Genomic DNA, 24198 nt, shown 5'->3' with positions numbered 1-24198 from the left:
GTAGGCTCGGAGCGTGGTGACGACCGAGGCGACGAGCGCGCGCGTCGACAGCTGGCTGTGGGCCGTCCGCGTGTTCAAGAGCCGCTCGCAGGCGACGGCCGCCGTGAAGGCGGGGCACGTGCGCGTCAACGGCGAGCGCGCGAAGCCCGCGACGAGCGTGAAGGTGAAGGACCGCGTCGTCGTGCGGGGCGGTCCGGTCGAGCGGATCCTCGTCGTCGAGAAGGTGCTCGTGAAGCGGGTGTCCGCGACCCTCGCCGCGCAGGCCGTCGACGACCAGAGTCCGCCCCCGCCGCCGCGCGAGCTCACCGTGCGCGTCGCGGTCCGCGACCGCGGTGCCGGGCGCCCCACGAAGCGCGAGCGCCGCGACCTCGACCGGCTGCGGGGCCGGGGCTGACCTCGGGCTGCCGCCGACCGGAGAGACCGCGCCCCGTGCGCCCGACGCGCAGGACGGCCGACGGTCGCGTGCGAGCACGCGTCCGCCGGCCGTCGGCAGTGCTGTCGGGATCGCTCCCGGGATCAGCGGGTCAGCAGGCTCCGAGGTCCTTCCAGACGCCCCACTGGCCGCTCTGCGACGGGTTCTCGCCCGTCGTCCACCACTTGGCCTGGTAGTTGCGGCCGGAGAAGGAGACGTTCGCCCCGCCGACGTAGGCGGCGCTCGCCGACCAGGCCGGAGCCGTGCACGTGCCGGGGTTGCCCGGGTTCCCGGGGTTGCCGGGGTTCCCGGGGTTGCCCGGGTCGGTCCCGCCGCTGCCGATCTTCAGGTCGACGCAGTTGTAGAACGCGTTGACCGTGTTCGACACGTTCCAGCGCGCGAGGATCGTGTGGTTGCCCTCGGGCAGGCCCGTCAGGGTGTGGGAGATGTTGCTGGGCGGCTGCGCGCCGTTCTGGTTGAACGTCTTGAACAGCACGCCGTCGACGAAGTACTCCCACGTGCTCGTGTTGTGCGCCGCGGTGAGCTTCCACTGGAACGTGACCGACGTGCCGGTCTGCGTGCGCGGCCAGGGCTTGCTCGAGTCGTCGAGGATGCTGAAGCCGCTGCCGCCCGAACACTGCATCGAGCCCTTGGGCGCCTCGACGGACTGGGGCTCGTACTTGATCGAGCCGCAGTCGAAGGACGTCGTGCCCTTCGCGCAGTGGTCCTGCCGGCTCGGCGGCGACGTGATCCAGCCGTGGGCGCTCGCGCTCGGCGCGACGGCCACGGGCGCGATGATCGCGACCGTGCCGACGACGGCTGCCAGGAGTACCGCTCTCAGTCTTCGCATGAGATGTCTCGCTCTCCATCCGGTGGTGCATGGGTCCTGCGGCGCGCTTCCTCGCGGGCCGCTTCTCGGATCGGGCACCTCGACGCTACGAAACGCGCGGAGAGCCGGACAATTGGGCAAAGCCCGTACGTGCTTCCGCGTACGCGCGCCGGGCGCGCCCTCGTCGCCGGGTCGGCGACGCACGACGGCGGGTGGTCTCGCCCGTCGGACGAGACCACCCGCCGTCGCGGGGTTCAGCAGGTCAGCAGGCGCCGATCAGCTTCCACGGACCCCATGCCTCGGAGCCCGGGACGTTGTTCTGCGTCCACCACTTCGCCTCGTACACGTTGCCCGCGTAGGAGACCTTCGCGCCGCCCGTGTAGGTCGACGTCGCGGCCCACGCCGGGTCCGCGCAGGTGCCCGGCGTGCCGCCGCCGGGGGTGCCGCCGCCCGGGGTGCCCGGATCGGGCGTGCCCCCGCCGGGGTTGGTGCCGTCGGCCGTGACGGTCAGGTCCACGCAGTTGTAGAACGCGTTGACCGTGTTCGACACGTTCCAGCGCGCGAGGATCGTGTGGTTGCCGAGCGGCAGGCCGTTGAGGGTGTGCGAGATGTTCTTGGGGGGCTGGACGCCGCCGCCGTCGAACGTCGCGAAGAGCTGGCCGTCGACGAAGTACTCCCACACGCTCGTGGCGTGGTTCGCCGTGAGGTTCCACTGGAACGTCACGTCGCGGCCCGTGGTCGTGCGGGGCCAGGGCTTGCTCGCGTCGTCGAGGATCGCGTAGCCGCTGCCGCCGGAGCACTTCATCGAGCCCTTGGGGGCCTCGACGGACTGCGGCTCGTACTTGATGGAACCGCAGTCGAAGGACGTGGTGCCCTTCGCGCAGTTGTCCTGCCGGCTGGGGGGAGAGGTGATCCAGCCGTGCGCCGAGGCGCTGGGGGCGATCGCGATCGGGGCGATGATCGCGGTCGCGCCCACGACGGCGGCGAGGAGCGCCGCGCGGAGTCGCTTCATCGGGGGACTCGCTTCCTAGGTCGGGGAGGGCCGACGTCGTGCGGAGCCCGCACCGTCGACCGTGACGAGGGGGACCGTAAGCAGGTGGAGGACGAGGCTCCAACGCCTACGCAGGGCCGCTCCGGAGTACGGGATGTCCCGTACGCGACGTCCTGCGGAGGGCGTCTTCGTGCGGCTGGACCGGGGTCCGCGACCCCCTCGCGACGTGCCTCGGGCATCCGTCCGGCGGGTGAAAAGTGTGGGGACTACGTAGGGCGCCGGGACGCCGGACGAGACGGCGGCCCGAGCTGGACGAGCGTCCGAGAACGAGGGCGTCGGACGACCCACGGACCCGGGCGTGGGGGCGCGCGCGAGAGCGCGTGCCGGGGTCGCGGCCCGTCAGGCGGGCGCGTCCTCCTCGCGCAGCCGCGGCTCGGTGCGCAGCGCGGGCCGGAGGCCGGACTTGTCGGCGTAGAACGCGCGCACGACGTCCATGTCGGCGCGGACGTCACCGGTGAGGTCGATCGACGGGCCGAGGCCCGTCGTCATCGTGGTGCGGTCCACGTAGCCGAGCGTGACCGGCAGGTGCGCCTCGCGCGCGATCCGGTAGAACCCCGACTTCCAGTACGACCCGGCGCCGCGCGTGCCCTCGGGCGTGACGACGAGCGAGAAGACCTCGCCCGCCTGGAGGCGGCCGACGACGTCCGCCACGACCCGGCTCGGGTCGCGCCGGTCGACGGGGATGCCGCCCAGCGCGCGCATGACCGGGCCCGCGGGACCGGCGAACAGCGTGTGCTTGCCCAGCCAGCGCACGTGGATGCCGGTGCTCCAGGCGATCGCGAGCATGAGCACGAAGTCCCAGTTCGACGTGTGCGGGGCGCCGACGAGGAGCGTGGGCCGGCTCGTGTCGTACGGCTGCGAGCGCAGCCGCCACCGGCTGGTCGCCCAGAAGGCGCGGGCGAGGGCTCGGCGGATCACCACGTCACGGTACAGGGTGGGAGCGCGGGGCCGCCGTCGACAACCACAGGCAGCGCGGTTAGTCTCCGGCGGGTAGGGAACTTCCCGCCCTACCTGCTCGGCCCGGACATGTCTGCTCGACCACCCACTGCTCGACGGAGACCAGATGGACACCACTCCCGCCGGAACCCCCGCCCTCCTGCGCACCCTCAACGCGCGCGCCGTGCTCGACGTCCTCGGCACCGGCGCGCAGGTCGCCCGACCCGACGTCGTCGCGGCGACCGGCCTGTCGAAGACGACCGTCGCGCAGACCCTGCGCGCGCTCGAGGCGACGGGCGTCGTCACGGAGGCAGGGCTCGACCGGGACCGTCGCGGCCCGGCCGCGACGCTGTACCGGGTCGACCCGGACTACGCGTTCGGGCTGGGGATCGACGTCGCGCGCGACCGCGTGCGGGTCGCGCTCGTCGACGTCACGGGAGCGATCCGTGCCCGCGCCGAGCGGCGCGACGTCAGGCCGACCCCGACGGCGCGCGCCCGCGCCGCCGCCGAGCTGGCCCGCGCGTGCGTGACCGACGTCGAGGCCCGGCTGCCCGAGGGCGCGCGCGTCGAGGTGACGCGCGCCGTCGCGGCGGTGCCGTCGATCGTCAGCCCGGACCACGCGACGATCCGCCGGGTGCCGGGCTTCGAGAAGGGCGGCACGGACCTCCACGACGCGCTCGTCGACGCGCTCGGCTGCCCGGTGACGCTCGAGAACGACCTCAACCTCGCGGCGCTCGCGGAGCAGCGCGACGGCGTCGCGGCGGGGGTCCGGACCTTCGTCGTGCTGGGGCTCGGCGACGGCTTCGGGGCCGGACTCGTCCTCGACGGTCGCCTCCACCGAGGTGCGGCGGGCGGTGCGGGCGAGGTGTCCTTCCTCCCGCACCCGGGGCGGTCGCTCGGCTCGGAGACGCTCGGGGCGTCGTCGATCGCGGCCATCGCGAAGGAGAACGGCCTCCCGGACGACATCGCCGTCAAGGACCTCGTGGACCGCGCCGAGCACGGCGACGGCGCGTCGTGCGACGTGCTCGACGAGGTCGCGGAGCGCATCGGCGTCGTCGCGGCGGCGGTCGCGCTCGTCGTCGAGCCGGAGCTCTTCGTGCTCACCAACCACGCCGCACGCCCGCCGATCGCCGAGCGCGTGCAGCGCTTCCTCGGCGAGAAGCTGGCCGTGCTGCCCGTGCGGGTCGTCCCGTCCGAGCTCACGAGCGACGCCGTCGTCGTGGGTGCGGCCCGGTCCGCGAGCGACGCGCTGCGTGACGAGGTGTTCCGCGCCGCCGCGGCCCACTCCGCGCCGGGCGAGGGCGGCGACGCCGACGACGAGCGCGCGGAGGCCGCGTCGTGACCGAGCCGGGCGGCCCGCCGTCGGACCTGGTGTCCCGGCTGGGCCTCGCGGACGACGCGCGCGCCGTGATCCTCAACGCCGACGACTACGGCATGTGCCGGGCCGCGAACCGCGCGATCTCGGAGCTGCTCCTCGCCGGGCACCTCGACTCCGCGACCGTCATGGTGCCGTGCGGCTGGGCGCCGGACGCGCTCGCGTTCGCCGCGGCCCACCCCGTCGACGTCGGCGTCCACCTCGTGCTCACGAGCGAGTGGACGCGCTACCGGTGGCGGCCCCTCACGGGGACGGGGACGTCGCTCGTCGACGACGCGGGGTACTTCCCGCGCGACGTGCGCACCGTCGAGCAGCAGGCGCGCGCCGAGGACGTCGCGGTCGAGCTCGCGGCGCAGCTCGACGCGGCGCTCGCCGCGGGGGTCGACGTCTCGCACCTGGACAACCACATGGGCTCGGTCTACGGGCTCGAGACGGGGCGCTCGTTCCTGCCGCAGGTGTTCGAGCTCGCGGCCCGGCACGGGCTGCCGTTCCGCCTGCCGCGCACGACCGACGGGATGCTCCTGCCGCCCGGCGACTTCCAGCCGCTCCTCGACCAGGCGACCGCGGCGGCCGACGCGCTCGGCGTCGTGCTCGTCGACCGCCTGTGGACGCACCCGTTCGAGCTCGCGGGCGAGGGCACGGACGACGCGGAGGGCTACGAGGACGTCCGCGACGGCTTCCTCGACCTGCTGCGCCGCGTGCCGGCCGGCGTCACCGAGATCTACCTGCACCCCATGCTCGACGACGACGAGCTCGGCGACGTCGCCGACTACGCCGCGCCGAAGCGCGGGTTCGAGCACCGCCTCCTCGCCGACCCGGCCGTCGCGGCCGTGGTCGCCGAGGAGGGCCTCGTCCGCGTCGGCTGGCGCGACCTGCGCGCGGTCCAGCGGGGCGAGCGATGAGCGCGCCGTCCGGGACGCCATCGGGCACGGTGCCGAGCGGGGGGCTGCTCGCCCGCGTGCGCGACCGCCGCCTCGTCGGCGCGGCCACGCGCGCGCAGACCGTCGCCTACGGCGCGTCTGCGTTCCCCGCGAACCTGCTGCTCCAGACGTTCTCCGCGTTCGTCGTCTACTTCTACGTCGACCACCTCGGCGTGCCCGCCGGCTGGGTCGCGGGCGCCATGGTCGCGCACGGCGTCCTCAACGCGGTGCTCAACCCGCTCGTCGGCGCGGCCTCCGACCGGCGGCGCACCCGCTGGGGCCGTCGCGTGCCGTGGATCGGGCTCGGCGTCGTGCCGCTCGTCGTCGCGTTCGCGCTCGTGTGGATGCCGCCCGCGCTGAGCCCCACCGGGCTCGTGGTGTGGTTCCTCGTCGTCGTCGCCGTGTACGACGTCGCGTACGTCGTCGTCGTGCTCAACGTCTCGGCGCTGTTCCCCGAGATCTTCCGCACGACGGCGGAGCGCGCCCGCGGGAACGCGCCGCGCCAGATGTTCGGCCTCGTCGGCATGATCCTCGGCACCGCCGGCGCCCCGCTGTTGTACGGGACGCTCGGGTGGACGTGGATGGCGCTGCTCCTCGCCGTCGTGAGCCTCGGGTTCTTCGCGTGGTCCCTCGCCGGCATGGTCGAGCGCCCCGTCGACGTCGCGGCGGTGCGCGAGCGCGAGGCCGCCGTCGGGCTCGGCGCCCAGCTGCGCTACACGTTCGCGAACCGGGCGTTCGTCACCTACGTGCTCGGCTCGCTGCTGCTGCAGAGCACCACCGCGATCGTGCTCGCCGCCGTGCCGTTCTACGTGCGCTACGTGCTCGGCGGGGCGGAGGCCGACGCGACGTTCCTCCTCGCGCCGATCTTCGTCGCGGCCATCCCGGCGATCGTCGGATGGTCGTGGGTCGTGCGCCGCATCGGCCCGCGCTCCACGATGCTGTGGGTCGTCGCCGTGTACGGGCTCGCGACGTGCCTCTACCTCGTGCCGACCACCGTGCTCGGCGCCGCGCTCGCGGGCCTCGCCGTCGGCGTCGGCGTGGCCGGGCTCATGCAGGTGCTCGAGGTCGCGCTCGCGCAGGTCATCGACGACGACGAGCGCCGCACCGGCCTGCGCCGCGAGGGCATGTACTTCGGGGCGAACGGGTTCGTCGTGCGCGGGTCCGTGATCGTGCAGGCCGTCCTCGTCGCGGCCGTGCTCTCCGCGAGCGGGTATGTCGAGGGCGCGGGCGACGTCGTGCAGCCCGATGGCGTCGCGACGGGCGTGCGCCTCCTGCTCGGCGGCGTCCCCGTCCTCATCGCCGCCCTGGCCTTCGTGTGCTTCTGGCTCTACCCGCTGCGCGGCCGTGACCCCGAGGGCACCGACGCCGCCCTCGCCGACGCCGACGCGTCACCGACCGCCGCGGACCCCCTCCCGAGGTAGCCCCCCGCCCCGCGAGGTAGAGCCGGAGTCGCGCGAGGTAGAGGCCCGGTTGCGCGAGGTAGAGCCGTGGTCGCGCGCGAGGCGCACACGGCTCTACCTCGGCTGACCCTGGCTCTACCTCGGCTGACCCTGGCTCTACCTCGGCGGACCCTGCCTCTACCTGGGCGGGGTGGTGGTGCCGCGGAGGGTGTGCTCGGCGACGGCGCACGGGTCGGTGCTGGCGTCGATGTCGCGGAGGTCGCACGCGACGCGGCGCATGAGGGTGCGGAAGGTGCCGCGCTCGTCGGGCGAGAGCATGTCGAGGAGCTCCTCCTCGGCGTCGTGCACGGCGGCGGCCCACCCGGCAAGACGACGGCGGCCCTCGGGCGTCGCGACGACGCGGCGTGCGCGCCGGTCGGCGGGGTTCTGCTGCCGCTCGACGAGGCCGGACGCGACGAGGTCGTCGACGAGGTACGTCATGACGGTGCGGTCGATGCCGTGGTGCTCGGCGAGCGCGAGCTGCGTGGGGTGGTCGCCCTGCGCCACGGTCACGAGGACCTGGTAGCCGCGCGTGCCGTGCGGGACGTCGTCGAGCGCCTGCTCGACGGTCGCGCGGTAGGCGCGCAGCAGGACGCCGAGGTGCCAGCCGAGGTCCTCGAGGCGGCCGGGGAGCTCGGCCGGGCCGGTGGGTGCGGCGGTCGTCGCGCTCGTGCTCATCCGCTCAGGGTACCGCGGGAATGCGGTTGCACCACCTATCTGTTCTCGATATGTTCTGTACAACAACGTATCTTGAGATCGCGAGGAGCCATGCCCGACTACGGCCACGACCTGCGCTTCGGGTCCTTCGTCACGCCCACCGCCGCGGCGCCCCAGCAGGCGGTCGCGCTCGCGCGGCTGTCCGAGGAGGTCGGCCTGGACCTCGTGACCTTCCAGGACCACCCGTACCAGGCGGCGTTCCTCGACACCTGGACCCTGCTGTCGTGGGTCGCGGCGCGCACCGAGCGCATCCGCCTCGCGGGCAACGTGCTCAACCTGCCGCTGCGCCCGCCGGCCGTGCTGGCGCGCGCCGTCGCGAGCCTCGACCGGCTCTCGGGCGGGCGCGTCGAGCTCGGCCTCGGCGCGGGCGGGTTCTGGGACCCGATCGTCGCGATGGGCGGCGAGCGCCTCACGCCGGGGCAGTCCGTCGACGCGCTCTCCGAGGGCATCGACGTCATCCGCGGGCTGTGGGACACGACGACGCGCGAGCGCCTGGAGGTGGGCGGCACGTACCACCACGTCGACGGCGCCAAGCGGGGCCCCGCCCCCGCGCACGACGTCGAGATCTGGGTCGGGGCGCTCAAGCCCCGCATGCTGCGCCTCGTCGGCGCGCAGGCCGACGGCTGGCTCCCGTCGCTCGCGTACCTGCAGAGCTTCGAGGCGCTCGCGCAGGGCAACGCGACGATCGACGCCGCCGCCCAGGAGGCGGGCCGCGACCCGAGTGCGGTGCGCCGTCTGCTCAACGTCGGCGGCCGGTTCACCGCCGACGGCGGTGCCGGGTTCCTCCAGGGGTCGCCCCGGCAGTGGGCCGAGCAGGTCGCCGAGGTGACGCTCGAGCACGGCGTGTCCACGTGGATCGTCGGCGGCGACGACCCGACGACGCTCGCCGTCGTGGGCCAGGAGGTCGCGCCCGCCGCGCGCGAGCTCGTCGCGGCGGCGCGCGGCACGGCCGACGGCCCGGCACCGGTCGCACCGACCGACGGCGGGGCCCGCGCATGACCGACTACGGCCACCCGCTCCGGTTCGGCACGTTCGTCACGCCGTCGGCGCAGGACCCGGAGGCGACGGTCGGGCTCGCGCGCGTCGCGGAGGACGCCGGCTACGACCTCGTGACGTTCCAGGACCACCCGTACCAGCCGCGCTTCCTCGACACGTGGACGCTGCTGTCGTACGTCGCGTCCGCGACGGAGCGCATCCACGTCGCGCCCGACGTCGTCAACGTCCCGATGCGCCCGCCCGCCGTCCTGGCGCGCGCGGCGGCGAGCCTCGACCTGCTCTCCGACGGGCGCGTCGAGCTCGCCCTCGGGGCGGGGGCCTTCTGGGACGCGATGGAGGCGATGGGCACGCGTCGGCTCACGCCGGGGGAGTCCGTCGACGCGCTCGCCGAGGCGATCGAGGTGATCCGTGCGATCTGGGGCGAGGACGGCGACGGCGAGCTGTTCGTCCCCGGCCGGCACCACCGGCTCGACGGCGCGACGCCCGGCCCGGGCACCACACGCCGCATCCCGCTGTGGCTGGGCGCGCTCGGCCCCCGGATGCTGCGTCTCGTGGGGGAGAAGGCCGACGGCTGGCTCCCGTCGCTGGGCCGCGTGGGCCTCGACGGGCTGCGCGCGGGCAACGCGCGCATCGACGAGGCGGCGGCCGCCGTCGGGCGCGACCCGCGCGAGGTGACGCGGCTGCTCAACGTGTCGGGCACGTTCGAGTCGGACCCGGGAGCGTCCGGCCTCGGGGGCGCCCCCGACCTCTCCGGGCCGCCCGAGGCCTGGGTCGAGCGGCTCCTGCCGCTCGTCCTCGACGAGGGCGTCTCCACGCTGGTCCTCGCGACCGACGACGAGCGCACCACCCGCCGGTTCGCGGACGATGTCGCGCCCGCGCTGCGCGACGCCGTCGACGCCGCGCGCGCGGAGCGGGGCACGGACACGTCGCGCGTCGTGCCGCTCGCCGTGCGGGCCGCGCGTCGCGACGGCATCGCCTACGACGACGTCCCCGCCTCGCTCGCGGAACGCGCCGTCGAGCCGGGCGACGCCGCGTACGCGGGCGTGCGCTCCAACTACCTGCGCGGCGGCTCGCCGGGCCTCGTGCTGCGCCCGCGCGACACCGCGGAGGTCGTCGAGGCGCTCGCCTTCGCGCGCGCCCAGCCGGTGACGCGCCGGGTGCCGCTGTCCGTCCGCTCGGGCGGGCACGGGATCAGCGGGCGCTCGACGAACGACGGCGGCATCGTCCTCGACCTCGCCGCGCTCGACCAGGTGGAGGTGCTCGACGACGCCACGCGCCTCGTGCGCGTGGGCCCCGGCGCGCGGTGGGGCGGGGTCGCGGCGGCGCTCGCGCCGCGCGGTTGGGCGATCACGTCGGGCGACTCCGGCGGCGTCGGGGTGGGCGGTCTCGCGACCGCAGGCGGCATCGGCTTCCTCGGCCGGGCGCACGGCCTGACGATCGACCACGTGCGCGCGGTCGAGGTCGTGCTCGCGGACGGCTCGGTCGTGCGCGCGAGCGACGACGAGAACACCGACCTGTTCTGGGCCGTGCGCGGCGCCGGGGCGCAGGTCGGGATCGTCACGTCGTTCGAGCTCGTCGCGGACGAGGTGTCCGCGGTGGGGTTCGCGCAGATGGTGCACGACGCGTCGGACCTCGCCGGGTTCCTCGAGCGCTGGGGCGCCACGGTGGAGGCCTCGCCGCGGGACACGACGAGCTTCCTGATCGTGGGGCGGCCGCGGCCCGGGCAGCCCCTCGTCGCGCAGTCCATGACGATGGTCGACTCCGACGACCCGGACACCGTCCTCGCGCGGCTGCAGCCGTTCGCGGCGATCTCCCCGCTGCTCGCCCGGGCGACGGCGCAGATCGTCCCGTACGACGCCGTCGTCTCGGCGCCCCCGCCCGGCCCGCACGGGGGGCAGGGCGAGCCCGTGTCGCGGTCCGGGCTGCTGGAGCACCTCACGCCGGAGGCCTCGGCGCGTCTCGCGGGCCTCGTCGCGAGCGGGGACACGTACTTCTTCCAGATCCGCTCGACGGGCGGTGCGGCGTCGGACGTCCCCGCCGACGCGACGGCGTACGCGCACCGGTCCGCGAACTTCTCGGTCGTCGCGATGGGGGCGAGCCGGTCCCGTCTCGACGCGCGGTGGGACGCGCTCGCCGACGTGTTCGACGGGATGTACCTCAGCTTCGACACCGACCTGCGCACCGAGCGCGTGACGGACGCGTTCCCGCCCGCGACCCTGGAGCGGCTGCGGGAGGTCAAGCGCCGCGTGGACCCGACGAACGTCTTCCGCGACAACCTGCCCGTCCTCGGGCCGCACCCGACGGACGAGCCCGCGCCCGCCGTCGTCCCGCCGAGGTAGAGCCCCGGTCCGCCGGGGTAGAGCCCCGGTCCGCCGGGGTAGAGCCCCGGTCCGCCGAGGTAGAGGCGTGGTCACGACCACGCCTCTACCTCGCGCTACCAGGGCTCTACCTCGCGCTACCGGGGCTCTACCTCGCGCTACCGGGGCTCTGCCCCGGGGTGGGTGCCCGACGGCGCAGCGTGAGGACCGCGTGGACGGCGAGGCCCGCGAGCACGGCCCAGAACGCGGCGCCGACGCCCGCGACGACCGTCCCGCTCGCGGCGACGAGGAACGTCACGACGGCTGCCTCGCGGCCCCGCGGCTCGGCGACCGCCCCCGCGACGGCGGCCCCGAGCGTCCCGACGAGCGCGAGCCCGGCGGCCGCCTCGACGAGCCCGGCCGGCGCGGCCGCGACCAGCGCGGCGAGGCCGGCCGAGCCGACGGCGAGCACCAGGTAGGCCCAGCCCGCGGTGTGGGCGGCGACCCAGCGCCGTCGGGGGTCGGGGTGCGCCTCGGGTCCCGCGGCGAGCGCGGCGGAGATCGCCGCGAGGTTGATCGCGTGCCCGCCGGCGGTGGCGCCCGCGAGCGTCGCGAGGCCGGTGACGGTCATGGTCTCGCGCCACGGTACGCGGTAGCCGAACGAGGCCATGACCGCGACGCCGGGGACGTTCTGCGACGCCATCGTCACCACGTAGAGCGGCACGGCGAGCCCGACGACCGCCTGCCACGACAGCGTCGGGACGGTGAGGTCGAGGCGGGGGACGGCGTCGGCCCAGGCGAGGGTGCCGCTCCCCACGGCCTCGTACCCGACGATCGCGAGCGTGACCGCGAGCGCCGCCGGCGCGGCCCAGCGCGGCGCGAGCCGCAGCAGCACGAGCCACGTGAGCACGACGGGCGCGACGAGCAGCGGCGTCGTGACGAACGCGCGGACGGGCGCGAGGCACAGCGTGAGCAGCACGCCCGCGAGCATCGCCTGGGCGATCGGGGTGGGGATCGCGGCGACGAGGTCGCCGAGGCGCGGCCAGAGCGCGGTGAGCAGCACGAGCCCGCCGACGACGCAGAACGCGCCGACCGCGGCGGGCCAGCCGCCCGCGACCGCGCCCGTGCTGACGAGCAGCGCGGCCCCGGGCGTGGACCAGGCGAGCGTGAGCGGGGTGCGGTGGCGCGTCGTCAGCCAGAGGATGCCGACGGCCTGCGTCACGCACAGGGCGAGGAGCCCGGACGCGGTCTGGTCGGGCGTGGCGCCGACGGCGCGCAGGCCGGCGAGCACGACGGCGAACGAGCTCGTGAAGCCGACGAGGGCCGTGACGAGCCCGGCGAGGACGGGGCGCAGGCGCTCCGGGTCGGGTTCCATGCTGCTCCAGCGGACGTGCCGAGCCGTTCTGTTTGCGGAACGCTACCAGAGTGGCCTGGGTCACGGCCGGTAGGCTGCCGCGCGTGAGCGACGGGGGAGCGCAGGCGAGCGCAGGAGCGGGCACAGGAGCGGGCACAGGGGCGAGCGCGGGGGCGAGCGCAGGGCCGGACGACGCCCCGGGTGGTGGTGCCCCCGCGCCGTCGGACCGCCGTGGGGACGAGACGCTCGCCGCGGTCGCCGCCCAGATCCGGGCGCTGCGGGCCGAGCGCGGGCTGTCGCTGTCGGCGCTCGCGGCGGCGGCGGGCGTCGGGAAGGGCTCGCTCTCCGAGATCGAGCACGGCGCGCGCAACCCCACGCTCGCGACGCTCTACGCGCTCGCCGGGGCGCTCGGCGTCCCGCTCGCGACGCTCCTCGCCGAGCGGCCGGGGTCGGAGGTGTCGTCCGAGGGCGTCCGGGCCCGCCTCCTCGACGCCCACCACCTGCCCGACGGCACCGCCGTCGAGGTCTACCACCTGCACCTCGAGCCCTCCGCGGACCGCACGTCGCCGCCGCACGGGCCGGGCGTCGTCGAGCACCTGCTCGTGACGTCCGGTCGTGTGCGCGCGGGGCGTCGTGGCGCGGAGGCCGTGGTGACCGTGGGCGACGAGCTGCGCTGGGTGTCGGACGCCGAGCACTCCTACCGGGCGCTCGACGGGGCACCCGTCGACGCGGTGCTCGTCATCCGCACGCCCCCGCGACGCGGCGAGCGGCCCGCTACCGCAGGCCCGGTCCCGGCGCCCACGCGCCGGACGTGAACCCCGACGGCGCACCCGGCGACCACGGGGCCGGCGGCGGCTGCGGGGCCCGGACGAGGAACGCCTGGCGCGCCGTGAGCATGAGCTGCAGCAGCGCGCGCCGCTGCCCCTCGACGCGCCACGCCTCGACCGCGCCGCGCTCGACCCGGTCGTGGAGCAGCGCGAGCTCGGTCGCCGCCTGCTGGTAGTCGCGCATGGCGTGCGCGGCCCTCGCGCCGCCGGTGCGGCGGGCCCAGTCGCGCGCCTGGCGGCGCGCGGCGAGCGTCGACAGCATCGCGAGGTCGGCGGGCGTGACGAGGCCCGTCGGCACGTAGGGCACGAGCTGGCGCTGGATCGTCGCGACCGTGCGGCGTCGGTCCCGGACGAGCAGGACGACCAGCGTGACCAGCACCCCGAGCCCGGCGAGGTACGCGACCCCGAGCGCGAGCGGGCCGAAGCCGGTCGAGGCGTTCCACAGCATGTGCAGGGCGATGGCCGCGGCGAGACCGCCGAGCGGCGCGAGCACGCGGCGCGGCCCGGGCGGGCTCGTGGCCGCGCTCGCGACCCCGAGGCCCGTGAGCGCCGTGCACAGCGGGTGCAGCAGGGGGGTGACGATGGCTCGCAGCACGAACGTCGGGCCGAGCGTGCCGTCCTGCGCGGCCATGATGAAGTACGTGACGTTCTCGACCGCCGCGAAGCCGAGCGCGACCATCGCGGCGTAGATCACGCCGTCGGTCCAGCCGTCGATCTCGTGGCGCCGGAACCAGAGCATCCCGAACAGCACCGCGCCCTTGAGGATCTCCTCCACGAACGGTGCCCCGAACGACGCGACGACGTACCAGCCGACCTCCTCGCCGAACAGCGGCGCGGTGAGCAGCTCCAGGCCGAGCGTGTTGAGGATCCCCGCGACGAGCGTCGCGATCCCCGCGCCCCACAGGAACGCGACGACGAGCGCGCTCGGCGGCTCGGGCTCGAGGCGGTCGAGCGCGAGCACGACCGGCACCCAGATGCCCAGCGGCACGAGCGCGAGCAGCAGCCCGACCGTGAACGTGCCCACCCCGGACAGTGCCGCGAGCACGAGGCCCACGAGGAGGCACAGGCTCGCGACGGCGATCGTCACGATGACGCCGACGCGCGCGCGGCCCGGCGGCCGGCCCTCGAGCACCGCGCGCGGGTCGAGCGGGACGGCGGCACCCGCCGGGCCGAGCGGGTGCGGCGGCTGCTGGGGCGGGGGGACGGCCGGGCCGTGCGGCGGGAAGGTCACGGGCGGTAAGGCTACGCACCCGGTGGGCGACGCGGGAAGGCGTCCGCCCGGCGCGCCGCGCGGGGGCCGGGGGAGGTCGCGCCGCGCGGTGGCCGGGGGGTGGGGCTACGCCGCGACGTCGTACCCGGAGCGCAGGCCGCCCCGGCGGCGGACGGTCGCGTCGTCGGGCACGATCTCGTCCGGCGGGACGACGGCGCCGGCCTCCACGAGCACCCGGCGCCCGACGCGCGCGCCGCTGCCCACGCGGGCGCGGTCGCCGACGCGCGCCTCGGGGGCGATGCGGACGTTGTCGCCGACGCGGACGTCGCGGCCGAGGACGACGTCCCGGTCGATCCAGGTGCCGTCGCCGAGCCGGCAGCCGTGGCCCACCACGGCGCCCTTCTCGACGTAGGTGCCCCACCCGACGGGCACGGACTCGGGGACGCGGGCGTGGGGCGACACGAAGCCGCCGCCGGTGTGACGGTCGTAGTGCATGATCTCGCCGAAGTCGTTCTCGACCTGGACGCGGCGTGCGAGGCGGGCCACCTGACCTCCTCAAGGTCTGTCGACAGTGGTACTGGTGACATAACGACGACGAGGCGCCCAGGATTCCGACGCCGTCACCCCTCCGAGGTAGAGCCCTGGTCCCGCGGGGTAGAGCCGCGGTCCCGCGAGGTAGAGCCCTGGTCGCCGGGCCGACGGCGGAGGTCGCCCCGCCTTTCGTGCCCCGCAGGCGAGAACCGCCCGGGCGACCTCCCGCGGCGGCGCCACGGTCGCCGGGCGCGGACCGACCGCCGTCGTGTCGAGCAGGTGGTTCCGGCACGTCCGGGCCGACGGACGCGCCGGAATCGCCTGCTCGCGCTGCCCGGATGGCCTGGTCGGCCCGCCCCCGGTCCCGACGGGCGACCTGGCCGCCCCGGGTGCCTGGCCGACGTCGGGCACGGTCAGCCTGGACGCCGCGGCGAGGCCGCGGCGTCGGGTGTGACCTCGGCTCTACCTCGGCCGACTACGGCTCTACCTCGGCCGACCAGGGCTCTACCCCGCGGAGCCAGGGCTCTACCTCGGCCGACCAGGGCTCCACCCCGTGGGACCACGGATCTACCTCGGTGGGACCTCGCCTCTACCTCGGCGGGACCTCGCCTCTACCTCGGCCGACCAGGGCTCTACCTCGCGGGACCACGGCTCTACCTCGCGACGGCGGCACCTCCTCGCGGCGGGGGGCGGTCAGACGGTGCGGGTGGTGCCGCGGACGACGAGGGTCGTGGGGAGGCGGACGTGGGGGTCGCGCGTCCGGCCCTCGACGAGGTCGACGATGAGGCGCAGGGCCTCGGTGCCCATGCGGTGGATGGGCTGGTCGACGGTCGTCAGGGGCGGGGTGGTGAGCGCGGACTCGGGCACGTTGTCGAAGCCGATGACGGAGACGTCGTCGGGCACGCGGAGGCCGAGCTCGGCGGCGACCTCCATGGTGCGGATCGCGGAGAGGTCGTTGGCGGCGAAGATCGCGGTGGGGCGCTCGGGGAGCGAGAGGAGCTCGTGCGCGGGGGAGTCCGCGAGGTCGGGGCGGTAGCCGCCGACGCGCACGAGGTCGGGGTCGAAGGCGATGCCCGCGTCGGCGAGCGCCTCGCGGTACCCCTGCTCGCGCAGGCGCGCGGACTCGAGGTCGGGGCGGCCGGCGAGGAAGCCGATGCGGCGGTGGCCGAGGTCGAGGAGGTGCTGCGTCGCGGTGCGGCCGCCGGCGAGGTTGTCGGAGTCGACGGTCGGGGGGTCGGACGGGCCGCGGTGCGGGTCGACGGCGACGACCGGGATCGAGCTGCCGCGCGCGACGACGGTGGGCGTGACGAGGATGGCGCCGTCGATGAGGGTGCCGCCGAGGCGGGACAGGGAGCGCTGCTCCCAGCCGACGCGGTCGTCGCGGCGCAGGCCGCCGGAGTAGGCGAGGAGCTCGTACCCGGTCCCGTCGACGGCCTCGGAGATGCCCTTGAGCAGCTCGGTCGAGAACGGCTCGAACTCGGCGACGAGGATCCCGATGACGTTGGTCTTGCTGCTCCGCAGGCTCCTCGCGACGATCGACGACTCGTACCCGAGGTCGTCGATGACCTGCTGGACGTGGCGGGAGGTCTCGGGCGCGACGCCGTAGCGACCGTTGATCACCTTGGAGACGGTCGCGACGGAGACGCCGGCGGTGCGCGCGACGTCGCCGATCGTGACTCTTCCCGTGGAGCGCATGGGGATGACAGTAGCCCCTGGCGGGGGCGTCCGGAGGCCCGCGCCACGTCGTGTGTAAAACGTTATCGATATCGATTGACACGACCCGGTCGCGCCTGCCAGAGTCGCTACCGGCGGCCCCACAGCGGTGGCGGCCCGGCGCGCTCGAGGCAGCGTGCGCCCCGGTGCGACTCGACGAAGAGGACGGAACGATGAAGTCTCGGAAGCTCCTGACGGCGACCGCCGTCGCCCTGGCGGGCACGCTCGTGCTCACGGCCTGCGGAGGCGGAGGCGACTCCGGCTCGGACGACGGCTCGGTCTCGATGACCTTCTGGCACAACTCCACGACCGGTGAGGGCAAGGCCTACTGGGAGGAGACGGTCGCGGCGTTCGAGGAGGCGAACCCCGGCGTCACGATCGAGATCCAGGCCATCCAGAACGAGGACATGGACGGCAAGCTCCAGACGGCCCTCAACTCGGGCGACGCGCCCGACATCTTCATGGCGCGCGGCGGCGGCAAGCTGGCCGACGTCGTGGAGGCCGGCCAGGCGATGGACCTCACCGACGCGATCGACGACTCCACGCGCGAGGCCGTGGGCGACGCGGCGCTCAGCGCCTTCACGGTCGACGGCAAGGTCTACGGGATGCCGGTCTCGATCCTCCCGGGCGGCGTCTACTACAGCGAGGACCTGTTCTCGCAGGCCGGCGTGACGGCGAACCCGACGACGATCGGCGAGCTCGAGGGCGTCGTCGACCAGCTCAAGACCGCGGGCGTCGCGCCGATCGCGCTGGGCGCGAAGGACGCGTGGCCCGCCGCGCACTGGTACTACTTCTTCGCCCTGCGCGAGTGCTCGCAGGACACCATCAACACGGCGGCGAGCGAGCGCAGCTTCGACGACCCGTGCTGGCTCAAGGCCGGCGAGGACCTCCAGGCCTTCGCCGAGACCGAGCCCTTCAACCAGGGCTTCCTCACGACCTCCGCGCAGCAGGGCGCGGGATCGTCCGCGGGCCTCATCGCCAACCACCAGGCCGCGATGGAGCTCATGGGCGCGTGGAACCCGGGCGTCATCGCGTCGCTCACGCCGGACGAGAAGCCGCTCGCGGACCTGCAGTGGTTCCCGTTCCCGGCCGTCGAGGGCGGTGAGGGCGAGCCCGGCGCCATGATGGGCGGCGTCGACGGGTTCTCCTGCTCGGCCCAGGCCCCCGCCGAGTGCGCGGAGTTCCTCAACTTCATCATGTCGAAGGAGTCGCAGGAGGCGTACGCCACCGCGTTCCACACCCTGCCCGCGAGCAAGGAGGCGCAGGGCGTCGTGACGGAGCCCGCGCTCGTCTCGATCCTCGAGGCCTACAACGAGGCGCCGTACGTCACCGTCTGGCTGGACACGCTGTTCGGGCAGAACGTCGGCAACGCGCTCAACACCTCCGTGGTCAACCTGCTCGCCGGCAAGGGCACGCCGCAGGACATCGTCGACACGACGAACGCCGCAGCGGCCAAGGAGTAACCGGAGCCATGACCGTGTCCCAGGGCGAGACCTCGCCGAGCACGACGACGCCCGAGGACCGGGCCGGGGGCGGCGCCGGCGCCGTGGCGGGGCCACCCCCGGCCGCCGCGGCGCGGGCCCGCCGCCCGCGCCGCGGCCGCTGGGGCCAGCGAGCCGAGATCGCGGTGCTCGCCGGGCCGGCGCTCGTCGTCTTCCTCACGTTCGTCATCGTGCCCGTGCTGATGGCGGCGTACTACGGCTTCTTCAAGTGGAAGGGCTTCGGCCCGCCGACGGACTTCGTGGGGTTCGAGAACTACCTCACGATCTTCCGGGACCCCGAGTTCCTCGCGGCGCTGCGGCACAACGGGTTCATCGTGCTCATGTCGCTCGTGCTCCAGGGCCCGGTCGCGGTGGTCGTCGCGCTCATGCTCAACCGGCGCATGCGCGGCCGCTCGGTGGTCCGCGTGCTGGTGTTCGTGCCGTACGTGGTGTCCGAGGTGATCGTCGGCACGGGGTTCAGCCTCATGCTCTCGACGACCGGCGCCGTGAACGACCTGCTGGAGAAGATCGGCCTCGGGTTCCTCTCGGTCGACTGGCTCGCCGACCCGGACGTCGCGATCTGGACCCTGCTGCTCATCATCACGTGGAAGTACATCGGCTTCGCCGTGATCCTCTTCCTCGCGGGCCTCCAGGGCATCCCCGACGAGCTGGGCGAGGCCGCCGCGATCGACGGCGCGTCCTACTGGAAGGCGCAGCGTTACGTCACGCTCCCGCTGCTGGGCCCGACGGTTCGCATCTGGGCGTTCCTGTCGATCATCGGCTCGCTCCAGCTGTTCGACCTCGTCTACATCATCTGGGGCCAGTACGTGGCCTCGACGGCGGGCACGTCGACCATGGCGACCTACATGGTCGCGAACGGCCGCAACGCGGGGAACTACGGGTACGGCAGCGCGGTCGCGGTCGTGCTGTTCCTCATCTCCCTCGCGGTGGCGCTCGTGTACCAGCGGTACGTCCTGCGCCGTGACACCGAGGGCGCGATCACGGAAGGGAAGAAGTGATGGCCACCGTCACCGCCGTACCCGCGCCCGAGCGTCCCGCCGGCGTCAAGACCCCGAAGGAGCCCCGCGGCTCCGGCATCGGCCGGGGCGGCCCGCTGACCTACGTGGTCGCGTGGCTGCTCGTGGGCGTGTGCCTCGCGCCGATCGCGTACATCGTCGTCGGCGGGTTCCGCACCAACGCGCAGATCACGGCCGACCCGTCGGGCCTGCCCGACCCGTGGCAGGTCGTCAACTACGTCGAGGTCCTGTCGAGCTCGCTGTTCTGGCAGCAGCTCGGGAACTCGCTCGTCGCGGCGCTCCTCACGACGCTCGGCGTCGTGGTGCTCGGCCTCATGGCGAGCTACGTCATCGCCCGCTACTCGTTCGTGGGGCGCGGGGCGCTCTACGCGCTGTTCGCGGCGGGCCTGATGTTCCCCATGACGGTCGCGATCACGCCGCTGTACATCATGATCCGCTCGCTCGGGCTGATGAACTCCGTGGGCGGCCTCGTGCTCCCGCAGATCGCGTTCGCCCTCCCGACGACCGTCATCATCCTCGTGCCGTTCCTGCGCGCCATCCCGCGCGAGATCGAGGAGGCCGCGTCGATCGACGGCGCGAGCCGCCTCGGCTTCTTCTTCCGGATGGTCGTGCCGCTGTCCCTGCCGGGCGTCATCACCGTGGGGATCCTCGCGTTCGTCGCGAGCTGGAACAGCTACATGCTCCCGCTCTTCATCCTCAACGACGAGACGTCGTACACGCTCCCGCTGGGCGTGCAGGCGTTCGCGTCGCAGTACTCCGTGGACACCGCCCGCGTGCTCGCCTTCACCTCCCTGTCGATGATCCCCGCGCTCGTCTTCTTCTCGCTGTTCGAGCGGCGCATCGTCGGGGGCCTCACCGGCGCCGTGAAGGGCTGACCACGCCCGTCCGCACCCCGCCCCGTCCCGCGCTGCGCGCGGGACGGGGCCACCACCGAAGGAGAACGGTCCCGTGACCGACGTCGTCCCTGCCGTCCCGACGGCACCCCTCGGCAGCCCGACCCCGGGCGCCGACCCCGCGCCGACCCCGCGCCCCGCACCCCCGCAGATGCCCACGGTCTCCGAGCGCGTGCGCACGCTGCACGCGCGCATGACCCTCGATGAGAAGCTCGCGCAGCTCGTCGGCTACTGGCTCGACCAGAACGGCACCGTCGCCCCGATGCAGTCGGAGATGACGGCCGGCCAGGCCGACGGCGGCCGGCTCGCGGAGATCACGCAGCACGGGATCGGGCACTACACGCGCGTGTACGGCACGCGCCCCGTCGACCCGACGGAGCGGGCGGCGTGGCTCTGGGCGGAGCAGCGGCGGCTGCGGACCGGGACGCGGCTGGGGATCCCGGCGATCGTGCACGAGGAGTGCCTCACGGGTCTCGCCGCGTGGCAGGCCGCGACGTACCCGACGCCGCTCGCGTGGGGCGCGTCGTTCGACCCGGACCTCGTCGAGGAGATGGCGCGCGAGGTGGGGGAGTCGATGCGCACGCTCGGCGTCCACCAGGGCCTCGCGCCCGTGCTCGACGTCGTGCGCGACCCCCGCTGGGGCCGCGTCGACGAGTGCGTCGGCGAGGACCCGTACCTCGTGGGCACGGTCGGCACGGCGTACGTGCGCGGCCTCCAGGACGCGGGCGTGCACGCGACGCTCAAGCACTTCGTCGGGTACTCGGGCTCCCGCGCGGGGCGCAACCACGCGCCCGTGAGCGCGGGGCCGCGCGAGCTCGCCGACGTCTACCTCCCGCCGTTCGAGATGGCGGTGCGCGACGGCGGCGCCCGGTCCGTCATGGCGTCGTACGTCGACGTCGACGGCGTGCCGCTGCACGCGAGCACCGAGCACCTCACCGAGGTGCTGCGCGAGCGCTGGGGGTTCGACGGCGTCGTCGTCGCCGACTACTTCGGCGTCGCGTTCCTCGAGGTGATGCACCGCGTCGCGGCCGACCGGGGGGAGGCGGCGGCGCAGGCGCTCCGGGCGGGCCTGGACGTCGAGCTGCCGACGGGCGACGCCTACCTCGCGCCGCTCGCCGAGCGCGTGCGGTCGGGAGCGCTCGACGAGGCCTGGGTCGACCGCGCCGTGCTGCGCCTGCTCACCCAGAAGGAGGAGCTCGGGCTGCTCGACCCCGGCGCCTACGCCGACGAGCCGCCGACCGCCGTCGACCTCGACACCCCGCGCCAGCGCGCCACCGCGCGCCGCCTCGCGCAGGAGTCGCTCGTGCTGCTCGCGAACGACGGCGTGCTCCCGCTCGTGCGACCCGGGGCCGACGGCGCGCCGGCCGCCCCGCGGCGCGTCGCCGTCGTCGGGCCGGACGCCGACTCGGCCGAGGCGCTCATGGGCTGCTACTCGTTCGTCAACCACGTGCTCGCGCACCACCCGGGCACCCCGGCGGGCATCGAGCTGCCGACGGTGCTCGAGTCGCTGCGCGACGCGCTCGCCGGGGCGGGCACCGACGTCACGTACGTGCGCGGGTGCGCGGTCGAGGGCGACGACGTCACGGAGATCCCGGCCGCGGTCGACGCCGCGCGGGACGCGGACGTCGCGGTCGTCGTCGTGGGCGACGAGGCCGGGCTGTTCGGGCGCGGCACCGTCGGCGAGGGCAACGACGTCGAGTCGCTCGAGCTGCCCGGCGTGCAGCGACGGCTCGTCGAGGAGGTCGTCGCGACGGGCACGCCGGTCGTGCTCGTCCTGCTCACCGGCCGCCCCTACGCGATCGGCTGGGCCCTCGACGCGGGGTCGTCGCGCGGCGGCGTCCCGGCCGCCGTCGTGCAGGGCTTCTTCCCCGGCGAGGAGGGCGGGCGCGCCGTCGCGGACGTGCTCGTCGGCGCGGTGAACCCCTCGGGCCGCCTGCCCGTGTCGCTGCCCCGCGCGGGCGGCGCGCAGCCCTACTCCTACCTCCACCCGGTGCTCGGCGGGCCGTCCGACGTGACGTCCACCGACCCGACGCCGGTGCGGCCGTTCGGGTTCGGGCTGTCGTACACGCAGTTCGCGTACGCGGACCTCGAGGTCGACGCGGCCGTGGCGGCGGGCGGGACGTTCCGCGCCGCGGTCACCGTGACCAACACGGGCGCGGTGGTCGGGGCGGACGTCGTGCAGCTGTACGCGCGCGACGTCGTGGGCTCCGTGCCGCGGCCCGTCGCGCAGCTCCTCGGGTACGCGCGCGTCGACCTCGCTCCGGGTGAGTCGCGCCGCGTGACGTTCCGCGTCCCGACGACGCGCCTCGCGTTCTCCGACCGCCGCCTCGTGCGCGTGGTCGAGCCGGGCGACGTCGAGGTGTGGGTCGGCGCGCACGCGGCGGCCGTCGACTCCGCCCCCGGAGCGGGCGACCTCGGGTCCACGACCGGCGGCGCGATCGTCAACGAGTCCGCGCCGGCCGCGCGGCACGTGGTGCCGGGCGCGGCGACCGCGCGCGCGACCCTGGCCGTCACCGGCCCCCTGCACGAGGTCACGGCCGCGGACGAGCGGCTCGTCGCCGTCGAGGTGTCCGCGCGCGTCGAGGCGGGGGAGCGCGCATGACGCGCGTCCAGAACCCGGTGCTGCCCGGGTGCAACCCCGACCCGTCGGTGTGCCGCGTCGGTGACGACTTCTACCTCGTCACCTCGACGTTCGAGTACCTGCCCGGCCTGCCGGTGCTGCGCAGCCGCGACCTCGCGACGTGGGAGCACGTGGGGGACGTCGTCGACCGGTCGGGGCAGCTCGACTACGACGGCATCCGGTCGTCGGGCGGCCTGTTCGCCCCGACGCTGCGCCACCACGACGGCACGTTCTGGCTCGTGTGCACGCTCGTGGACCCGGACGACGACACCCGCGGCGGGAACTTCGTCATGACGGCGACCGACCCGGCCGGGCCGTGGTCCGACCCGGTGTGGCTGCGCGACGAGGACGGCGAGCGGGTCGCGGGGATCGACCCGTCGATCTTCTTCGACGACGACGGCCGCGTCTGGCTGCACGGCACGCGTCTCGCGCCCGAGCCGGAGTGGTTCCACCAGACCGAGGTGTGGGTGCGCGAGCTCGACCCCGCGACGTGCACGCTCGTGGGCCCCGAGCACGTCGTGTGGACGGGGGCCGTGCGCGGCGCCGTCTGGGCCGAGGGGCCGCACCTGTACAAGGTCGACGGCACCTACTACCTGCTCGCTGCCGAGGGCGGGACGGACTTCCACCACGCGGTGTCCGTCGCGCGCGCGTCGTCGGTCACGGGGCCGTACGAGGGCAACAAGGCCAACCCCGTGCTCACGCACCGGCACCTCGGCCGCGGGGTGGACGTCGTCGGCGTGGGCCACGCCGACCTCGTCGAGGCGCCCGACGGCTCGTGGTGGGCCGTGCTGCTCGCGATGCGCGTCTACGGCGGCTACCACTACCCGCTCGGCCGCGAGACGTTCCTCGTCCCCGTCGTGTGGGAGGACGGCTGGCCCGTCCTCGCGCCCGGCGAGGGCCGCGTGCCCGACGCCGTCGAGGTCCCCTTCGCGAGCCCGGCGCCCCGGACGGCGGTCCAGGGCGGGGCGAGCGGCGTCGTCCGCCCCGACGACCCGCGCTGGACGGCGGTGCGCGCCCTGCCGCGCGACGTCGCCACCCCGGCGGGCGAGGGCTGGGACCTCCCGGTGCGCCCGACGACGCTCGCCGAGCCGGGCGCGCCCGCGTTCCTCGGCGTGCGCCAGCAGCACCGCGACGTCGACGTGACGGTCACCGTGCAGGTCCCGGCCGCGGCGGGGGAGCGCGCGGGCGTCGTCGTGCGCCAGTCCGAGGACGACCACGTGCGGCTCCTCGTCGACGGCGGCCCGGGGGACGAGCGGCGCGTCGTCGCCGTGCACCGGCGCGGCGGCACGGACGCGGTGGCCGGAGAGACGACGGTGACCGCCGCCCCCGGGGAGCCGGTCGTCGTCGGGCTGCGCGTGCGCGGGCAGGACTACGGGCTCGTCGCCGGGCCCGCCGACGGGCCGGTCGTGGACGTCGCGACGGTCGACGGGCGCACGCTCGACAGCGCCGCCGCGGGCGGGTTCCTCGGGCTCTGGCTCGGCGTGCACGCGACGAGCGAGGGCCGCCCGAGCGCGTCCGTCGTGCGCGTCGAGCGGTTCGTGTACGAGCCGGTGGCCTGAC

Annotated in this window: 20 protein-coding genes; 12 read left to right on the top strand and 8 right to left on the bottom strand. The window is 75.0% G+C overall.

The window, feature by feature from the left end; translation table 11 throughout:
- Positions 1–16: 16 nt before the first annotated feature.
- Positions 17–394, top strand: coding sequence for an RNA-binding S4 domain-containing protein (locus tag ACI769_RS16090; RefSeq protein ID WP_074804223.1), 378 nt, complete (start codon positions 17–19; stop codon positions 392–394).
- 130 nt (positions 395–524) lie between these two features.
- On the opposite strand, the gene ACI769_RS16085 is transcribed toward ACI769_RS16090, so the two are convergent.
- The 3 genes from ACI769_RS16085 to ACI769_RS16075 all read right to left on the bottom strand — a co-directional run bounded on the left by ACI769_RS16085 (position 525) and on the right by ACI769_RS16075 (position 3213).
- Positions 525–1262, bottom strand: a complete 738-nt coding sequence (locus tag ACI769_RS16085; RefSeq protein WP_171468425.1) for a lytic polysaccharide monooxygenase — start codon at positions 1260–1262, stop codon at positions 525–527.
- A 241-nt stretch (positions 1263–1503) separates the two neighbouring features.
- On the bottom strand, positions 1504–2253 hold the full coding sequence (locus tag ACI769_RS16080; RefSeq protein ID WP_171468424.1) for a lytic polysaccharide monooxygenase: 750 nt from the start codon (positions 2251–2253) through the stop codon (positions 1504–1506).
- A gap of 378 nt (positions 2254–2631) precedes the next feature.
- Entirely contained in the window at positions 2632–3213 is a 582-nt protein-coding gene (locus ACI769_RS16075; protein ID WP_081895778.1) for a 1-acyl-sn-glycerol-3-phosphate acyltransferase, read from the bottom strand.
- 142 nt (positions 3214–3355) lie between these two features.
- On the opposite strand from ACI769_RS16075, the gene ACI769_RS16070 reads away from it, so the two are divergent.
- From ACI769_RS16070 to ACI769_RS16060, 3 genes are read left to right on the top strand one after another with little or no spacing between them, the layout of a single operon-like run.
- Positions 3356–4570 (top strand): ROK family transcriptional regulator, encoded by a 1215-nt coding sequence (locus ACI769_RS16070; protein WP_085387251.1) that lies wholly within the window; start codon positions 3356–3358, stop codon positions 4568–4570.
- Positions 4567–5505 (top strand): polysaccharide deacetylase family protein, encoded by a 939-nt coding sequence (locus ACI769_RS16065; protein ID WP_232322697.1) that lies wholly within the window; start codon positions 4567–4569, stop codon positions 5503–5505. Before ACI769_RS16070 ends, ACI769_RS16065 begins: the two co-directional genes overlap by 4 nt.
- Positions 5502–6944, top strand: a complete 1443-nt coding sequence (locus ACI769_RS16060) for an MFS transporter (RefSeq protein WP_085387252.1) — start codon at positions 5502–5504, stop codon at positions 6942–6944. The genes ACI769_RS16065 and ACI769_RS16060 overlap by 4 nt, the downstream gene beginning before the upstream one ends.
- A gap of 156 nt (positions 6945–7100) precedes the next feature.
- Here the strand turns inward: ACI769_RS16060 and ACI769_RS16055 are convergent, their stop codons facing one another.
- Complete coding sequence (locus ACI769_RS16055) at positions 7101–7640, bottom strand: MarR family winged helix-turn-helix transcriptional regulator (protein ID WP_081895781.1); 540 nt, start codon at positions 7638–7640, stop codon at positions 7101–7103.
- Positions 7641–7730: 90 nt separating this feature from the next.
- Here ACI769_RS16055 and ACI769_RS16050 point away from each other — a divergent pair, with 90 nt between their 5' ends.
- Both ACI769_RS16050 and ACI769_RS16045 read left to right on the top strand, forming a co-directional pair.
- Entirely contained in the window at positions 7731–8678 is a 948-nt protein-coding gene (locus ACI769_RS16050) for an LLM class flavin-dependent oxidoreductase (protein WP_137280802.1), read from the top strand.
- Positions 8675–11014, top strand: coding sequence for an LLM class flavin-dependent oxidoreductase (locus tag ACI769_RS16045; protein WP_409141951.1), 2340 nt, complete (start codon positions 8675–8677; stop codon positions 11012–11014). The genes ACI769_RS16050 and ACI769_RS16045 overlap by 4 nt, the downstream gene beginning before the upstream one ends.
- A gap of 127 nt (positions 11015–11141) precedes the next feature.
- On the opposite strand, the gene ACI769_RS16040 is transcribed toward ACI769_RS16045, so the two are convergent.
- The gene (locus tag ACI769_RS16040; RefSeq protein WP_396050270.1) at positions 11142–12347 is read right to left on the bottom strand and encodes a benzoate/H(+) symporter BenE family transporter; all 1206 of its coding nucleotides are present in this window, start codon (positions 12345–12347) and stop codon (positions 11142–11144) included.
- A gap of 83 nt (positions 12348–12430) precedes the next feature.
- Here ACI769_RS16040 and ACI769_RS16035 point away from each other — a divergent pair, with 83 nt between their 5' ends.
- A complete protein-coding gene (locus ACI769_RS16035) occupies positions 12431–13141 on the top strand; it encodes a helix-turn-helix domain-containing protein (RefSeq protein WP_396050272.1) in 711 nt (236 codons plus the stop codon).
- On the opposite strand, the gene ACI769_RS16030 is transcribed toward ACI769_RS16035, so the two are convergent.
- From ACI769_RS16030 to ACI769_RS16020, 3 genes are all read right to left on the bottom strand, one after another.
- A complete protein-coding gene (locus ACI769_RS16030; protein ID WP_409141950.1) occupies positions 13101–14384 on the bottom strand; it encodes a PrsW family intramembrane metalloprotease in 1284 nt (427 codons plus the stop codon). The two genes, ACI769_RS16035 and ACI769_RS16030, sit on opposite strands and share 41 nt — an antisense overlap.
- A 105-nt stretch (positions 14385–14489) precedes the next feature.
- The gene (locus ACI769_RS16025; RefSeq protein WP_034652356.1) at positions 14490–14909 is read right to left on the bottom strand and encodes a hypothetical protein; all 420 of its coding nucleotides are present in this window, start codon (positions 14907–14909) and stop codon (positions 14490–14492) included.
- Positions 14910–15587: 678 nt separating this feature from the next.
- The gene (locus ACI769_RS16020) at positions 15588–16589 is read right to left on the bottom strand and encodes a LacI family DNA-binding transcriptional regulator (RefSeq protein WP_085387257.1); all 1002 of its coding nucleotides are present in this window, start codon (positions 16587–16589) and stop codon (positions 15588–15590) included.
- Between the two features lie 191 nt (positions 16590–16780).
- Here ACI769_RS16020 and ACI769_RS16015 point away from each other — a divergent pair, with 191 nt between their 5' ends.
- The 5 genes from ACI769_RS16015 to ACI769_RS15995 all read left to right on the top strand — a co-directional run bounded on the left by ACI769_RS16015 (position 16781) and on the right by ACI769_RS15995 (position 24197).
- Positions 16781–18070: an ABC transporter substrate-binding protein gene (locus tag ACI769_RS16015; protein WP_409141949.1), complete on the top strand. Its 1290-nt coding sequence runs from the start codon at positions 16781–16783 to the stop codon at positions 18068–18070.
- 8 nt (positions 18071–18078) lie between these two features.
- On the top strand, positions 18079–19107 hold the full coding sequence (locus ACI769_RS16010) for a carbohydrate ABC transporter permease (RefSeq protein WP_108050371.1): 1029 nt from the start codon (positions 18079–18081) through the stop codon (positions 19105–19107).
- A complete protein-coding gene (locus tag ACI769_RS16005) occupies positions 19107–20000 on the top strand; it encodes a carbohydrate ABC transporter permease (protein ID WP_043657187.1) in 894 nt (297 codons plus the stop codon). The genes ACI769_RS16010 and ACI769_RS16005 overlap by 1 nt, the downstream gene beginning before the upstream one ends.
- A 169-nt stretch (positions 20001–20169) precedes the next feature.
- The gene (locus ACI769_RS16000) at positions 20170–22620 is read left to right on the top strand and encodes a glycoside hydrolase family 3 N-terminal domain-containing protein (protein ID WP_409141959.1); all 2451 of its coding nucleotides are present in this window, start codon (positions 20170–20172) and stop codon (positions 22618–22620) included.
- Positions 22617–24197 carry a glycoside hydrolase family 43 protein gene (locus ACI769_RS15995; protein ID WP_251176728.1) on the top strand — a complete coding sequence of 527 codons (1581 nt, stop codon included), beginning with the start codon at positions 22617–22619 and terminating at the stop codon, positions 24195–24197. Before ACI769_RS16000 ends, ACI769_RS15995 begins: the two co-directional genes overlap by 4 nt.
- Position 24198 lies beyond the last annotated feature (1 nt).

Origin of the sequence: Cellulosimicrobium sp. RS, assembly GCF_046159675.1 — a bacterium.
Lineage (GTDB): Bacteria > Actinomycetota > Actinomycetes > Actinomycetales > Cellulomonadaceae > Cellulosimicrobium > Cellulosimicrobium funkei.
The sequence above is the reverse complement of the archived record's forward strand: the minus strand, read 5'-3'. Positions and strand labels throughout refer to the sequence as shown.